Origin of the sequence: Acinetobacter sp. WCHAc060006, from assembly GCF_004209135.1 — a bacterium.
Lineage (GTDB): Bacteria > Pseudomonadota > Gammaproteobacteria > Pseudomonadales > Moraxellaceae > Acinetobacter > Acinetobacter cumulans.
The window spans coordinates 101,668-117,490 of the sequence record NZ_SGSS01000009.1 but is presented as its reverse complement, the minus strand read 5'-3'; the positions used below and the strand labels follow the sequence as shown (position 1 = coordinate 117,490).

Sequence of the window (15,823 nt, the reverse complement as noted above, 5' to 3'; positions counted from 1 at the left end):
GGAATTTTTAATTACAGAAAAGAAATTCTATAACCAAAATAACTTACCCAAAGATCTCACTGAACAAGTCAATCAACTGATTGAACAAAGCCAGTGGAACATTAAACCCATCCATGAACAGGCAGAGCGTCAGGCCAATTAGCTTACATTGCAACGGCGCAATACTCCAACTGTTCCTGCATATAACCCACTTGAACACCGTCCAAGCACTCATCCGCAACGGGCTAAAGTCGTTGGACCACGCGGTGAAGAAATATATGTCGATGAATGGGGGAGAATCAAAGTTCGCTTCTTATTTACCCGCAGTGATGACCACAGCCATGATGGCGGTGCAGGAAGCAATGACAATGACACGGATTCTGCCTGGGTAGATGTACTCACACCGTGGGCAGGTGAAGGCTATGGCGCAAGATTCTTGCCACGTATTAATGAAATTGTGGTCATCGATTTCTTTGACGGCAATATTGACCGACCATTTGTGGTGGGGCGCATACATGAAGCACAGCGCAGTCCAACCAAGTTTGACAATAAAGGTCAATTACCCGAGACCAAAAAGCTGGCTGGAATAAAAAGTAAGGAAGTACAAGGTGAAGGCTTTGGACAACTGCGCTTTGATGATACGACTGGACAGATCTCGACACAATTACAAAGTACCCATGGTGCGACTCAGCTCAACTTAGGAAACCTCAGTCATCCCAAAGAAACTGCAGAAAGTGAAGGTCGAGGCGAGGGCTTTGAACTAAGAACAGACCAATGGGGAGCAGTACGTGCAGGACAGGGGCTACTTGTCAGTACGCACCCGCAACAACAAGCAGCAGCAATGCACCTCGATGCACAAGCTGCAAAAGAACAAATCGAAGCCAACTTAAACAGCAGTAAAGCATTAAGTGAAGTGGCTAAGAATCAACAGACTGACCCGCTTGAAGTCTTAGATAATTTAAAAAACTTCATTGCACAAATCGAAAAAGGCAGTCAAGAAAAAGCCGATGCTTTTAAACAAGCTTTAATGATTTTATCTGCGCCCAACTCAATTGCGATGACGAGCAATGAAGATATACATGTTTCAGCAGATAGGCAGATTAGCCAAAGTGCAGGTGATAGCATTAATATCAGCAGTCAAAAATCCTTCATTGCTCATGCACAAAGCAAGATTAGTCTATTTGCAGCGCAAGAAGGATTGCGTGCGTATGCAGGCAAAGGCAAAGTTGAAATCCAAGCCCAATGTGATGGAGCGGACTTTATTGCACGAAAAGGTATTCAAATTATTTCGACGGAAGATAGCGTGGAAATTAAAGCCAGTAAGAAAATAGTGCTGACTGCAGGTGGCAGTCAAATTGAGATTAGTAGTGCAGGGGTGCTGCCAACGACTGCTGGAAAGTTTGAGGTGAAGGCAGGGCAGCATACGTTTGTAGGAGGAGGGAAAGTTGATGTGAAAATTGAAGAAATGCCAATGTTAGGTTTGAATTATTTAAGTTTTTTTGCAACAGATAAAGCTGGAAATAAATTACCGTCAGGTACAGGTTATGTTTTATACGGTGCAGATGGAAGTGTCATTACAGGTAAATTATCCGAAGATGGGTATATTAAGACACCGCCCTCAAGTGAACCAAGGGAATATACAATTATTATCGATGATCCTCGATTTGATATAGAAGAAAAAAACATTGAGGATAAAGAATGATATATACAGCACGATTAAAATTATTGGTTGATAGTCCAATACTTTGGCAACATATTAAATATAGAATGTTCAGTGTAAAGAGAGGTTGGTTAGATAGTACTCCTCAAAACTTTGACGTGAAAAATAATGGTACTTATGGAGTTACTAAAATTTATGAATGCAATAAGGACGAGCAAATAAGTTGTGAAGTTATTTATGGACCTAATAAAAAAGTATATTTAAAAATACTTGCTTTGAATAATGGGTCATTTGATCAATCAACACAAAAACTACCTAGCTCAACAGCTTCTCAGAATCCTGACTTTTCCAATCAAAAAGGGGTTAAGGTTCCTCCTAAACCCATACCAAAAGCAATGATATTTTTTATAGGGGGAGCTGGTGATAAACGACCTTATGCACTTGTTGGGCCAAATGAAAATGTCATGTATGTGAGGAAAGATTATTTAAAAAGAAAAATAAAAGACTTATCTTTAGAACAACAACGTTTGATTGTTGATGATAGAGCAACTACGTATTTAGGATATTATGAGGTTTTTAAAGAGAAAAATTTAAAAAAAATGTATTAGATAAAATTCCAAATAAAAATATACTCATATATTTAATAGGTCATAGTTTAGGTGGTTGGAATGCTGCTCATTTATCAGATATTCTTACTAAAAAAGGTTATCACGTAAAAATGTTAATAACGCTTGATCCTGTTGGAACTCTATATAATGTGAAAGCTATTTCAGATATATATTGGGATTATCCAAAAGGTAGTGCTGATAGTTGGATTAATTTTTATTGCAACCCTAAGGATTGGAATTTTAGTGATATTGTGGCTTATTTGGGAGGGCAATGGAATCCAAGGGATCAGAAACCAACTTATAATGTCTATTCTAAAGCAAGTCATGTCGATGCTGAACTGATTTTGGGATCTAAGGTGACTGTAAATAAAACAGGATTAGATTTATTAATGGACTCTTTGAAAGAATTTATTAATTAGATTGGATTTTAAGTATGAATTATAAATTTTTTATTATTCCGTGTGTTTTTTTTATTAATGCTTGTGTTTATTCAGAAAATGACGGAATTGTAGTTAAAAAAATAATGATTGATGACAATCAAAATGTAGAAATTATTTTTTTATCAAATGTTAATTATCGTGAAAAGAAAGGGAGTGAAGTGGGTAGCTATATCTATTGCGAACCATCTAAATTAGTAGATGAGAAAAGTAACTTGTTTCCTGACGCTGAAAAAAAATCAATAACAGGTGTGGTTGATACTGTTAATATTATTAATAAAAATTTATATAGCTACAATGTCTTATTAGAGAAAAATGTTCATTATGATTTGTTTGAATATGGTGGTACTTATACATGCCAAAGATTTACTGGTTCAATGAGTTGGTTTTTGAAAAAATCTGAAAAATTTAAAATAAATTTATTGCTTGATGATTCTTTATAAAGATAAATTTATTGTTGATAGGGTTTTGTTAGAAGTATATATGGAATTATTTAATAAATCAGAATTGATGGGTATTTGCTCATATTTATAATAAATTCACTATTGATATATTTTTATTTATATCCCAATGATTGTGTGGTTTTTACTTATATTAAATCTAGTAAGTTAGAAGAAGAGTGTATTTTAAATAATTTTATTGTGTATATTTTTACAGGGTTATTTATTCTATGTTTTTTCTATTTCAAAATTTTTACCTAGTTGTATGTTGAAATTTAAAAAATAAACCCGCACTAAGCGGGTTTATTTTTATCTCAAAAAGAGATTACATATTCGGGTAATTAGGACCACCGCCGCCTTCAGGTGTTACCCAAGTAATGTTTTGTGATGGGTCTTTAATATCACAAGTCTTACAGTGTACACAGTTGGCTGCGTTAATTTGGAAACGCTTAGAACCGTCATTTTCTTCCATAATTTCATACACACCAGCAGGGCAGTAGCGCTGAGCAGGCTCATCCCATTTTGGTAAGTTGACGTTTACTGGAATAGACGCATCTGTCAGTTTCAAATGAGCAGGCTGGTTTTCTTCATGTACAGTATTCGATACGAATACAGAAGATAAGCGGTCAAATGTTAACTTGCCATCCGGTTTTGGATAGTTTGGTTTAACATTGTTCGCTTCAACAGTTTTTAGTGCACTGTAGTCTGGTTGCAAGTCACGCAACGTGAATGGCACTTTAAAGATGTTTTGATCAATAAAGTTAAATGCGCCACCACCGAATGTACCGAATTTGTGCATTGCAGGGCCAAAGTTACGCGCGTTATATAACTCTTCTTTTAACCAGCTGTTGTTAAATTTCTCAGTGTATGCAGTCACTTCTTTAGCGAAGAAGTCTTCACCTTCAGTCACACGAGCAATGGCAAGGTCACCGCCTTTTTCGACACCCGCTGCAATCGCTTCAAATACAGCTTCACCACAGAGCATGCCAGATTTCATGGCAGTGTGAGAGCCTTTGATTTTGGCAAAGTTTAAGAAGCCTGCATCATCACCAATTAAGCTACCACCTGGGAAGGTAAATTTCGGTAATGAGTTGAAACCGCCTTTCACAACAGCACGTGCGCCATAAGAAATACGCTTACCACCTTCAAGGAACTGTTTAATCAGCGGATGTGTTTTCCAGCGCTGCATTTCCATGAATGGATACATGTGCGGGTTGGTGTATGACAAGTCTACGATCATACCCAAAGTCACTTGGTTGTTTTCTGCGTGGTATAACCACCAGCCGCCTGAAGAACCTGTTTCAGTTAAAGGCCAACCAGCGCCATGCATAACCGTACCTGCTTTATGTTTTGCAGGATCGATTTCCCAAAGCTCTTTAATACCAATACCGTAGTGCTGCGGATCAGCATCTTTATCTAAATCAAATTTAGAAATGAGGCGTTTGCCTAAGTGACCACGACAGCCTTCTGCAAAAATCGTGTATTTTGCATGCAGTTCATAGCCAGGGGTAAAGTTGTGTGTTGGTTCGCCATCTTTACCAATACCCATATCGCCAGTTTGGATGCCTTTAACCGTACCATCTTCATGATACAGAATTTCAGAAGCAGCAAAGCCTGGGAAGATTGATACTTCAAGTTCTTCTGCTTTCGTACCTAACCAGCGAACCACGTTGCCCAATGAAATAACATAGTTGCTGTCATTGTGCATGGTTTTTGGCACCATCCAATGTGGCATTTCTTGCGATTTTTCATCAGACAATAAGAAATAGGTTTTGTCTTCAGTAACAGGCACATTTAAAGGCGCGCCTTGTTCTTTCCAGTTAGGGAACAATTCATTGATTGCACGTGGTTCAAGCACAGCGCCAGACAGAATATGCGCACCTACTTCGGAGCCTTTTTCTACGACACAAACGGACAAATCGTTCAGGTTATTTTCAATTGCAAGTTGACGGATTTTAATCGCAGCAGAAAGACCCGCTGGGCCTGCACCAACGATTACTACGTCAAACTCCATCGATTCACGTTCGATGTGTTCCATGTCGGACTCCTCATCTGGTTTGAAGGTGGCTACCAATTATTGCGTTTTAATATTGGCGCTGCCATGAGTGTTCTGAATTCCTAGACACAAATTTATTATCGTGCCTTTTATATTGTGGGCTAGTATAGTTTTAAACCTTGTTCTAGCCAATTGGCTGAATCATATTATTTTTCCGTCAGTAAGGTCTTCTGCTATGAATAATCATGAAAATCCCTCAAATTCGGCGAAAGAAACAGCTCAAGCCGATAATAAAAATTTAATGGCGATTGCACAATACTTAAAAGATGGACAGTTCGGTCACAAAAAGTCAATTCCCCCTTTAGAGCAATGGCACCCAAAGCATTGTGGCGCTATGGATTTGAAGGTAAAAGCCAATGGAGAATGGTGGCACGAAGGTCAATTGATCAAGCGCCAAGCCCTCATAAATCTATTCTCAACTGTACTCTGGAAAGAGGCGGATAAATTCTATTTAAAAACCCCAGTCGAGCAGATTGAAATAGAGGTCGAAGATGAGCCTTTATTTGTGAATCAGGTTGATGAAATTCAGATAGAAGGTCAGCGCTATATCCAGTTCACAACAACTACAGACGATATTGTGGTGGTTGATGCAACACATCGTATATTTATGCGTGAATTTGCTGGTGAATTAAGACCTTATGTACAGGTCCGATTTGGGTTAAATGCATTAATTCAGCGCGCGGCATTTATGCATTTGGTGCAAATGGGAGAGTTAACTGAAAATGAACAAGGTCAGGCACAATTAAGCTTGAAAAGTGGTAATTTGCACTTGCAATTAGACAGCTGAGGTTTAAGCTTTCTGAATCGAATACGTCAATTTTAACTCTGTACTATGAGCGCGATACATCCTCTATACCCACTCCATGATCCAATGCCAAAAGCTGGGGCAGATGCACCGATTGGAATCTTTGATTCGGGCATTGGTGGGCTCTCCATTGCACAAGAAATTGCACGTTATTTACCCAAAGAACGCATTGTGTATTATGCCGACACAGCACATGTGCCATACGGCCCACGTGAAGATCAAAATATTCGTGAACTTACCGCACATGCCATTGAGTGGCTATATCGTCAAGGCTGTAAAATTGCGGTGGTGGCCTGCAATACTGCTTCTGCATTTAGTCTGGATTATTTACGTGAGCATTATGGTGAAAACTTTCCGATCATTGGTTTAGTTCCAGCCCTTAAGCCTGCAGTATTACAAAGCAAATCAAAAAAAGTTGCGGTTCTTGCAACACCAGCGACCTTTCGTGGTCAATTAATCAAAGATGTGATGACTCGCTTTGCCGAACCTGCACAGGTTGAGGTGCTCACGATTACGTGCTTAGACCTCGTGCCTTTTGTTGAGGCCGGTGCTCAGATGAGTGAGGCATGTTTGGTGACGCTTAAAGAGGTGTTACAACCTGCTGTTGATCAAAATGTCGACTATTTGGTTTTAGGTTGTACGCACTATCCTTTCTTAAAAGACGCAATTCAGCATATTTTTGGTCAGAAAATGACATTAATTGACTCAGGAACTGCCGTTGCGCGACAAACAGCCCGAATTTTAATTAAAAATGAGTTATTATTTGAACATGATGGGCAGCCAGAGCATGTGCGCATTGAATGTTATGTCAGTGGGCAAAATGCAGATCATTTAAAACCAATTCTGAGTCATCTTATTGCACCTGATTTGTCTTGGAGCATTAAAAATATTGGTATTTAATGATCAAATAACTTAAGTTAGTCTTTTGAATTAATTAAAAATTATTTTATATGGGGTAGTCATATCGCAGAACATGTTGTGACCTTAGTCACAGTAGCTGTAATGTGCACTTGGAAGAGGATAACCAATGCTCGATAAGCGTTATCAAGTATTTATTTCTACGTCTGGTAGCGAAATGCAACCTGAACGCATGATTTTAGCTCAGACTCTTGTGGGAATGGGCTTTTTCTCCTGGGGCTTAGAGCAACGGACACCATTGAGTACTGCATTTGCACGTCGTCAAATTGATGACTGTGATTATGTGATTATCTTATTGGGAAGCTCTTATGGTGAGCAGTCGGTATCAGGTGTGGGATATATGCATCTTGAGTACATTTATGCAGTGACCAAGCAAAAGCCAATTATTGTATTTATGCACGATGAGCCATCTTCACGTGATCATGCGCTACAAGATCAGAAGCCAGAATTAGCCGAAAAATTCAAAGAATTTCGTCAGCTTTTGCAAAATGAAGTGGATCAAATTTTTACGTACCGTAGTCTGCGTGACTTGGAAATGGCAGTGCGTTTAAATATGTCACAAATGTTGGAGCGTTACCCTGCGGTGGGTTGGGTGCGTCCACAGAATTCTCAAGTATTGCAAGATGAAATTGATGCTTTAAAAGATAAAATCCAACAATTGGAAACGGATGCAGGCAAGCGAGAAGTCGATCCATTTTTAACTTTACCAAAAGTGTCGATGCATGAAGTTTTTGCATTTGAATACCGTATGCATGCCTATCAAGACGGTAATTTTAAAGAATTAAAAATTCAGAAAAAATTAACCTGGGCACAAATGCTGAGTATTTTGGGCACTACATTTATGAATCCAACGCCGGAAGAATATTTTTCCAAGCGTATGAATGAATATTTAAATGAAAATGGCTTGTCGGATGCGCGTATAGAAATGCCTCGTGCACATGCAGTTGCGCGTGCACAAATTAATATTCGTGCTTTGCACAGTATCAAAATGCAAATGCGACAAAATGAGTGGATTGTGCAATCTGGTCGCGATGACCGCCAACGCATGCTTTGGCAAGTCACGTCGAAGGCCACGAAATTGTTGGACAGTAATTTATTAGACTCTGATCGAACTTTTCAATTTAAATCTTTAAATTAATCTATTTAATAAATTGATTTAAAACTGATACAGTAGGCTGGTCTAATTCATAGGAATAGCATGATGTCTTCTGCGCCGAAAGCAAAAGTGACGGTGATTTTAGCCAATTTAGGCACACCTGATGCACCGACTGTGCCAGCAGTCCGTGCATTTCTAAAACAGTTCCTGTCTGATCAGCGTGTCATTGAAATCCCCAAACCCATTTGGCAGCTGATCCTACGCTTATTTATTTTGCCTTTCCGTCCTAAGCGTGTAGCACATGCCTACGCTTCTGTGTGGCAGCAAGACTCTCCGATGCGGGAAATTTTGTTCGAGCAGGTACAAGCAGTTCAGCAGCATCTGACAGCGCAATACCCTGAGTTTGACTTGCAGGTTGTTCCTGCCATGACCTATGGCAATCCAGGTATTCAGCAGACGCTGGCGCAGCTGAGCGAACAGCAGCCAGATCATGTCATTTTATTCCCGCTTTTTCCGCAATATTCAGCGACTTCAACGGCGCCTTTATATGACGCTTTTGCGAAATGGATCCCGCAACAACGCAACTTACCGGGCATTTCAATTATCCGTGATTATTACCAGCATCCGCTCTTTATCCAAGCTTTGGCACAAAGTGTTCTAGACTATCAGGCGGTACATGGTCAGCCCGAAAAGCTTTTGATGTCCTTTCATGGAATACCACAACCTTATGCAGATAAGGGGGATCCCTATGCTGATCGTTGTCGCGTGAGCGCTCAATTGCTTGCGAACGCATTGGGTTTACAAGAGGATCAGTGGGCTATCAGCTTCCAATCACGCTTTGGTAAGCAGGAGTGGGTGAAGCCTTATACCGATGCTTTACTGGCTGAATGGGCTAAGCAAGGTGTGAAGTCTGTACAGGTGCTCAGTCCTGCTTTTTCGGCGGACTGTTTAGAGACTTTAGAAGAGTTGGCGATTGAAAATGCGACGTTATTCCGTGAAGCAGGTGGTGGTTCTTATGCCTATATTCCAGCTTTGAATAATCGTGCTGATCATTTGCAATTGCTCAATAGTTTGCTTCAAGCTAATCTTGATGCTTTAAAACATACTTTAGCGCATTGATTTTTGAGGTCTCGCCCCATGCTCCAAGTAAAAATTGTGCCAGTCACAGCATTTCAGCAAAATTGTTCCATTGTTTGGGATTCGGTTAGCAAAGAGGCCATTTTAATTGATGCTGGTGGTGAACCAGATAAGTTAAAAGCTGAAGTTGAAGCTTTGGGTTTGAAGGTCCAAGCCTTATGGTTAACGCATGGACATTTGGACCATGCAGGTGCAGTAGGTACGCTACAAAAAGTGTGGGATGTGCCTGTGATTGGGCCTCATAAAGAAGACGCATTTTGGTTAGATATGATTCAGGAAGTGTCGGCAAAGTATGGTTTCCCAATTCCTGAAAAAGTTGAGGTAACGACTTGGCTTGAAGGCGGAGAGGTGCTTCAACTAGGCACTGAAAAATTTGAAGTGCGCTTTGCACCAGGTCATACACCAGGTCATGTCATGTTTTACAATGCACAGTATGGTCTACTGTGGACAGGTGATGTGCTGTTTAAAGGTTCGATCGGCCGCACAGATTTCCCACGTGGCAATCACCAGCAATTGCTAGATTCTATTCAACGTGAATGTTTTAGCCTACCCGATGAAACCCAGTTTATTTCTGGGCATGGTCCAATCAGTAGCATTGGCTTTGAAAAGCAACACAATCCTTTTGTGGCAAGTAAAGCTGGCTAAATACTAAGGACTGGAGCTTCGGCTTCAGTCCTTACTAAAAGGATTGCTATATTCCTTTTTAACTTCTAGATACATCAGACCAGAAGCTGTACCCATTAATAGTCCCATCAGTAAAAAGATGAGGTCTGAGTTATGTATTCCAATAATTAAACAACCCACACTAGATAAGACAAATATCGCCATAATGGCGCACATCAATTTCGTTTTCATAAGCAACAGCTCTCCCCAAAGCGTTCTTTTTTTGTTTTGAAGCCATTTCAACAGGTTTGTTTGAGTTGCCTATAAAGATGGCCCACATCTACTAAGTGTAAAATTTATGTACACTTGAAACATGAATACAGGCTGTGTATTCATGACTATTTATAATCTGTATTAATGACAATATTCTTAATTAAATCTTAAAAAAAAGATAGAGGTGAAAATAAAAATACTTAACGCTAAGTGATTGACAAAAAAGTCATTTTTCACTAAAAAATTACCATGTATGACATTCACATATCTATGAGAAGTCAAAGCTAACAAGCGCAAATTTTTACTGATATTTTCATAGGTAGCTTAAGAAGGTTAAAAGTATATTGGTTGATGAAATGGTATAAGCGCTTGGCGGTTTTGTGACTTGTTATGTATGGTAGGAATGCTACTTATTTAAGTAGGTTTGGAGTTGAAGAGAGGAAGAAAGTCCCCTCTATAAAAGACCTAACAACATTGTGATACTGTCTTATGTTATTCCTCGGAACCATCTGCTTGAGGCGCATCTTGGGTGGGTAAGGTGTATTCTTCATTGGCCCAAGCTCCAAAATCAATTAATTTGCAACGCTCTGAGCAAAATGGGCGGTAAATATTATTTTCCCAAACAGTGAGTTCGCCACAACGTGGGCAGTTCAGAGAAGTGGGCATAGTGGCGACTCCAAGCAGAGCAAATGATTCAATTAGGCAAAAACCGCGACACTTGTTAGACTTGTACGGTTTTTATTAGTTTGATCTGATTATGCCGATTCGTCAATTTCAAGCGCAGCGCATGCATGCACCTCGTGATTTCCAAGCTATTGCCAATCAACCGATTTGTGTGGAAATTGGTGCCGGCAAAGGGAAACACGCGTTATTGTTTAGTGCATCCAACCCGGATAAGCAACTAATTGCTGTGGAACGTACACGTGAAAAATTTATTGCGATGCAAAAGCAACATGGCATAGAAGGTCAAAAAAATTTACAAGCGATTCATGCGGATGCCTTGCCTTGGGTGGTTCATGCATTATTTCCTGCACAAGTGCAGCAATTTTTTATTTTATATCCGAACCCAGAGCCACATAATCCAGCACAGCGCTGGTTAAATATGCCTTTTTTTGAGTTTTTACTGTCACGTTTAGAGGTGGGCGGTACGATTACTTTGGCCAGTAATATTCCTGAATATATTGCTGAAGCACAGCAGCAGTTGATTGATGTGTGGAAGTTGCCTTTTGTTAAAGAAGTTATCGCTGCTGATTCGGCTCGTACACACTTTGAAATTAAATACTTAGAGCGTGGTGAGTTGTGTCAGCAATTGATTATTAGCAAGCCTGCATCTTATCAAACGCGTTTTGATGACTTTCAGCCTTTGCAGGGTCAGACTGCAAGCACAACGCAGAATGAAGCAGAATGATGAAACAGCGTGTTGCCATTATTGGCGCTGGCCCAGCAGGTTTAATGGCTGCTGAAGTTCTGAGCCAATATGCTTATGAGGTGCATGTCTATGAACAGAAGCCATCGGCTGCCCGTAAGTTTTTAATGGCAGGCAAGACGGGTTTAAATATTTCACATGCAGAACCTGTAGCCCAATTTATTCAGCGTTATGACCAAGCAGAATGGCTTGCACCTTGGGTGCGGCAGTGGGATGCCAATTGGATTCAAGATTGGATGAAGGGGCTTGGGATCGAATCATATATTGGCTCTTCAGGTCGTGTGTTTCCCATTGAAATGAAAGCTGCGCCTTTGTTGCGCGCATGGTTAAAGCGTCTCGTGGAGCATGGTGTAAGCTTTCATTATCGCCATCAAGTGACAGCCTTAGAGGCTCAAGATTTAACGGTACTGGATTTAAAACAGAACGAAACACGGACTGAAACTTTTGATGCAATGGTTTTAGCTTGTGGTGCTGTGTCGTGGTCGCAACTCGGAAGTGATGGTGCATGGCAATCTTGGTTACAAGCCGACAGTATTGAACCCTTTCAAGCCAGTAATGCAGGCGTAGAGCGGGCGTGGTCGCAATATATGCAACCAGTGTTTGGCCAACCCTTAAAGCGTGTAGAGGCTTGGGTGGGTGCAGGCGAGCGTACGATGGGTGATATTGTGATCAGTCATTATGGTTTAGAGAGTGGTCTGATTTATAAACAAGGTCGAGCTTTAAGGGCGATGCTTAAAGTGACTCAAGGCATGACACTTTATTTGGATTTAATGCCAGAAGTGTCGGTGCAACAATTGGCGCAAAAACTGCAGCCCAATAAAAAGCAGTCACAAAGTAATGTGTGGCGCAAAGCTAGCCTAGACAGTGCTAAAGCTGCATTGGTTCGTGAGTTAGTGCCTAAGGCACTTTGGTCACAGCCAGAAGCATTGGCACAGCAGATTAAAGCTTTATGTATTCCATTAACAGGTTTTCGTCCTATCGCTGAGGCGATTAGCTGTGCGGGTGGTGTGAAGCGCGAAGCACTCTCTGAACAGTTACAACTCAAGCAGCAGTCTGGCTTATTTTGTGCAGGTGAAATGTTAGATTGGGACGCGCCAACTGGGGGCTATTTGCTTACGGCTTGTTTCGCGACGGGTCGCGCGGCAGGTGAAGGCGTACACGCCTATTTGCATCAAGACTGATGTGGCTTTAAGTTGACTTATAACTGAGTAAAAAAGGGTTCATGTAGAACCCTTTTTGTGTTCTAGATTAAGGAGCTGATGTGGCAACATCACTCGCAGCTTGTGTATTGAGTTGTGCCAGTTCTGGGTATTGAGCTTGCCAGTGATCAAGCTGCTCTTGTGCATGAATAAACTGGCCTAAACCTTTGACATGGGCACTCGAAACCGCATTTTCGTCTTTGTTAGTTACCTGTGCTTCAGCCAATTGAAGTTGTTGTTGCTGATTCCAATATTGATACATCAAGCCTTGGATATAGCGACCTTGTTCGGTTTTAAGGTCTAATTCCTTAAGCATGCTTAAGGCCGATTGAATATTGTCACGTTTGCGTTCGGCAGCAAATTCGGGACTGAGCGAGCCACTTTCTTTCATCTGCATCAGCTCATCTTCCATCTCATCACTGACTGCGGTAAAGCGTTGGTCATAGTCTCGTAGTGCGCGAATATCATCTGGATCTTGTGCGGTTTTAGCAAAACTTTTGACCGGCTCAGAAGCCAGCTCTTTCATAATACGATCGTCAGCGCTCGTCTCTGCTTCTGGTTGCTGAGCTGTCTTTTTTTGTTCGCAACCGTGCATGAAAAATGTCGTACCTAAGAGTACAGGTATCGCCAAAAATTTAACCATGTAATGCATAACTCGCCCTAATCATTTTTTTTAAAGACATACACATGTGTGGTGTATGGAAAATCAATTTCATCTTGTACTTGCTTGCCTGTGTAGTCATACACAATGTGTTCAAAGCGTTGTTTTAAACCTTGTTGCTCGGCATCAGGCAAAGCGGCAATAAAGCTGGTCGACAATAAGCGCTTGGAGACAACCTGTTCTACTGTACCATGATGTAATTGGCGAAAGGTGGTTTGATCTTGTAAGTGGAAATAGGCTTGCTGTGAAAATACTTTTTGCCACTGCCCACTATGGTAACGCGGGGTATCGCCTTCAAGTGGAAAGATTTCATCTGCCAGTGCTTTGACCCAATCAACCTCAATATCACGTTGATTCCAAATGAGCACCAAATGACCATGACTTTGCAACACGCGATGCAGTTCAGCTAAAGTATCGTGCGTGGCGAACCAATGAAATGATTGTGCACAAAACACAGCACGTACAGACTGATCAGTTATAGGCAATTGATCACTCATGGCTTGTAGCGTCTGAACATCAGGATGAGCAAGATGCAATTGCGTGAGCATTGCTTCTACAGGGTCGACAGCGAATATCTGCGTGCTTATGGTCTTTAGGTAGGGGAGAAATTTTCCCGTACCTGCACCGAGGTCCAGTAAAAGATCATTGGTATGTAGCCCAAGCGTCGCTTTTAGCCATGCGCTAATGGCTTCAGGATAATCTGGACGGACATTTTGGTAGAGGCTCGCGCCTGCACCGAAGCCTTTTTCTGCAGCAGGATGGAGTGATTGTGTCATATTCTGCACTTTTTAATCCTTATCACCGTTATAAAATAGCATACTCTTATGCAGGCGAGTTTTTGCCAGCAGATTGCAACTTGGTGACATCAGCAAAAAAAGGATTTTTTAAACAGGACAACGATGGATAAAGAGATTATTTTTGAAGATGACCAAATACGGGTTATTTTTTTAAAAGGCACTTCAAATGAATTGGTGTTCTCATTTGGCGATTTGATTACACGTGCCAAGGGCAATAGCATCAATGCAGAAAAGTCATTGCATAAATATGATTTTAATGTGATTGGTATTATGCCTAAGCAGAAATCATGGTTTCCTGAACAGTCTATGTTGGCCATGTTTGAGCAGATTCAAAGCTGGATCGCACCGTTTGCGACCCGCATTGCTTATGGCGGTTCAATGGGTGGCTATGCTGCGATTAAATATTCTAACTTGCTGAATGTTCAACGTGTGGTGGCCATGGTGCCACAATTCTCGATTGATCCGACAGATGTTGAAGATCCACGCTATAACATGTTTTATCAGCCAGAGCTGAATAGCAACATGCGCGTACAGTTGGGTGATGTAGCGCCATCGCGTGAATACATCATTATTTATGATCCTTACTATGCAGCAGATCGTGCCCATGTGGAATGCTTAAAGCCACTGTTACCAAGTGCAAAATACTTACATTTGCCTTATACCAATCATGATGCAATTGCGGTGTTAGCAAGTTCGGCATTGGTCCATGACCTAATTCGCCATCCTTTTGATGCAGGTTATTTTTACCAAAGCATGCGTAAGGTGAAAAAGAACAGTAAGTTCTATTACCGTAAAGTGATTGAAAACTTATTACCACGTCATCCGAGCGCTTTGGGTAAAATTTTAAAAAATAATGACTTAATGTTAGATGGTCAGTTTTTTGATGCCAAGCAGAAACAAGTGATCTTGCGTGAATTACTGCGCAACAAGCAAGTCGACCAGCAAGACCTCAGTAAGCTGGGTATTGAAGTGACCATGCCACAAGAAAAGCGTAGTATTTTGCGCGACCGCTTTGGGCACGGTTTGGTCTTTAATGTCATTAGCCAAAAGCTCGAAAGTTATGCTGCCAGCGCCATCGCTTTAAATCATAAATTTTTGATTCCAGTTTATGCCAAAGGCAATGGCCTCGTGCAAATTGTGTGGAATGATCAAGCATTGATTGTGGTGATGAATGATCGGCAGATGATGAAACTGATTCGTACAGAAGAAGCTGTACCGGTAGGACATCATCCATTGCTGATGAAGAAATACAGTGACTATTACGCATTGGCGTATAAAGCGCAGTATTTGAGTACAGACGAATTTGGTGCAACCAGCATGGCTGAAGATTTACACAGTGACTGCCAATTTGTAGCACAACCTGAAGGACAGATCTAAGACCTTGGCAGGGAGAGACTTGCTTTTTTAATTTGGAATGCTATGGTTGAAATATAGGCAATAGATGGATGGCCTATCGACCAAGGATGAGATTAAAAGCGAGGAAAGCAGTATGCAATCTCCACTGATGCTTGCTGTATGTTGTTCATTGCTCAGTATGAGCTATTCACCGATGATCTATGCTGAGGACTTAGTTCAAGCAGAATCTTCAGCCACGGTTTTGACCGTAGCTCTCATGATTATGTTGGCGTTAAGTGTTTATGTGGTCATTCGGATTCGAAGCACGATCCGTTATCATCTAGATAAACCCGCTAAATAGCGGGTTTTTTTGTATGTTAAAGCGATGTGTTT

At 40.9% G+C, this 15,823-nt stretch carries 16 protein-coding genes and 1 pseudogene; 13 read left to right on the top strand and 4 right to left on the bottom strand.

The genetic code is table 11. The features are described 5' to 3' along the window. The 4 genes and pseudogenes from EXE29_RS07595 to EXE29_RS07585 form a co-directional block, all read left to right on the top strand. Positions 1–1,681, top strand: a pseudogene (locus tag EXE29_RS07595) (DUF2345 domain-containing protein); the annotation flags it as partial. After that, positions 1,678–2,247 (top strand): hypothetical protein, encoded by a 570-nt coding sequence (locus tag EXE29_RS17720; protein ID WP_228198737.1) that lies wholly within the window; start codon positions 1,678–1,680, stop codon positions 2,245–2,247. The pseudogene EXE29_RS07595 and the gene EXE29_RS17720, both read left to right, overlap by 4 nt. Before the next feature lie 110 nt (positions 2,248–2,357). Continuing rightward, a complete protein-coding gene (locus EXE29_RS17715; protein WP_228198738.1) occupies positions 2,358–2,666 on the top strand; it encodes a hypothetical protein in 309 nt (102 codons plus the stop codon). Between the two features lie 14 nt (positions 2,667–2,680). Beyond that, entirely contained in the window at positions 2,681–3,127 is a 447-nt protein-coding gene (locus EXE29_RS07585; RefSeq protein ID WP_120364334.1) for a hypothetical protein, read from the top strand. 322 nt (positions 3,128–3,449) lie between these two features. Here EXE29_RS07585 and EXE29_RS07580 read toward each other — a convergent pair whose 3' ends face one another. Next, positions 3,450–5,162: an electron transfer flavoprotein-ubiquinone oxidoreductase gene (locus EXE29_RS07580; RefSeq protein ID WP_120364335.1), complete on the bottom strand. Its 1,713-nt coding sequence runs from the start codon at positions 5,160–5,162 to the stop codon at positions 3,450–3,452. Positions 5,163–5,355: 193 nt separating this feature from the next. Here EXE29_RS07580 and EXE29_RS07575 point away from each other — a divergent pair, with 193 nt between their 5' ends. The 5 genes from EXE29_RS07575 (at position 5,356) to EXE29_RS07555 (ending at position 9,781) form a co-directional block, all read left to right on the top strand. Beyond that, the gene (locus EXE29_RS07575) at positions 5,356–5,967 is read left to right on the top strand and encodes a DUF1285 domain-containing protein (protein WP_120364336.1); all 612 of its coding nucleotides are present in this window, start codon (positions 5,356–5,358) and stop codon (positions 5,965–5,967) included. Positions 5,968–6,012: 45 nt separating this feature from the next. Beyond that, complete coding sequence (murI, locus tag EXE29_RS07570) at positions 6,013–6,885, top strand: glutamate racemase (RefSeq protein ID WP_120364337.1); 873 nt, start codon at positions 6,013–6,015, stop codon at positions 6,883–6,885. A 127-nt stretch (positions 6,886–7,012) separates the two neighbouring features. After that, on the top strand, positions 7,013–8,041 hold the full coding sequence (locus tag EXE29_RS07565) for a DUF4062 domain-containing protein (protein WP_120364338.1): 1,029 nt from the start codon (positions 7,013–7,015) through the stop codon (positions 8,039–8,041). A 63-nt stretch (positions 8,042–8,104) separates the two neighbouring features. Beyond that, positions 8,105–9,118 carry a ferrochelatase gene (gene hemH, locus EXE29_RS07560; RefSeq protein WP_120364339.1) on the top strand — a complete coding sequence of 338 codons (1,014 nt, stop codon included), beginning with the start codon at positions 8,105–8,107 and terminating at the stop codon, positions 9,116–9,118. Positions 9,119–9,136: 18 nt separating this feature from the next. Continuing rightward, positions 9,137–9,781 (top strand): MBL fold metallo-hydrolase, encoded by a 645-nt coding sequence (locus EXE29_RS07555; protein WP_120364340.1) that lies wholly within the window; start codon positions 9,137–9,139, stop codon positions 9,779–9,781. A 723-nt stretch (positions 9,782–10,504) separates the two neighbouring features. Here EXE29_RS07555 and EXE29_RS07545 read toward each other — a convergent pair. Then, the gene (locus EXE29_RS07545) at positions 10,505–10,678 is read right to left on the bottom strand and encodes a DNA gyrase inhibitor YacG (RefSeq protein ID WP_106986528.1); all 174 of its coding nucleotides are present in this window, start codon (positions 10,676–10,678) and stop codon (positions 10,505–10,507) included. Between the two features lie 85 nt (positions 10,679–10,763). Here EXE29_RS07545 and EXE29_RS07540 point away from each other — a divergent pair, with 85 nt between their 5' ends. Continuing rightward, entirely contained in the window at positions 10,764–11,420 is a 657-nt protein-coding gene (locus EXE29_RS07540; protein ID WP_171356310.1) for a class I SAM-dependent methyltransferase, read from the top strand. Then, the gene (locus EXE29_RS07535) at positions 11,420–12,619 is read left to right on the top strand and encodes a TIGR03862 family flavoprotein (RefSeq protein WP_120364341.1); all 1,200 of its coding nucleotides are present in this window, start codon (positions 11,420–11,422) and stop codon (positions 12,617–12,619) included. The genes EXE29_RS07540 and EXE29_RS07535 overlap by 1 nt, the downstream gene beginning before the upstream one ends. A gap of 67 nt (positions 12,620–12,686) precedes the next feature. On the opposite strand, the gene EXE29_RS07530 is transcribed toward EXE29_RS07535, so the two are convergent. Both EXE29_RS07530 and EXE29_RS07525 read right to left on the bottom strand, forming a co-directional pair. Continuing rightward, complete coding sequence (locus EXE29_RS07530) at positions 12,687–13,289, bottom strand: hypothetical protein (protein ID WP_106986525.1); 603 nt, start codon at positions 13,287–13,289, stop codon at positions 12,687–12,689. Positions 13,290–13,297: 8 nt separating this feature from the next. Then, complete coding sequence (locus EXE29_RS07525) at positions 13,298–14,074, bottom strand: class I SAM-dependent methyltransferase (RefSeq protein WP_120364342.1); 777 nt, start codon at positions 14,072–14,074, stop codon at positions 13,298–13,300. A gap of 123 nt (positions 14,075–14,197) precedes the next feature. On the opposite strand from EXE29_RS07525, the gene EXE29_RS07520 reads away from it, so the two are divergent. Together EXE29_RS07520 and EXE29_RS07515 are read left to right on the top strand one after the other, a co-directional pair. Beyond that, positions 14,198–15,472, top strand: coding sequence for a hypothetical protein (locus EXE29_RS07520; protein ID WP_117006856.1), 1,275 nt, complete (start codon positions 14,198–14,200; stop codon positions 15,470–15,472). Between the two features lie 112 nt (positions 15,473–15,584). Further along, complete coding sequence (locus tag EXE29_RS07515; RefSeq protein ID WP_130125648.1) at positions 15,585–15,791, top strand: hypothetical protein; 207 nt, start codon at positions 15,585–15,587, stop codon at positions 15,789–15,791. Positions 15,792–15,823: the final 32 nt, after the last annotated feature.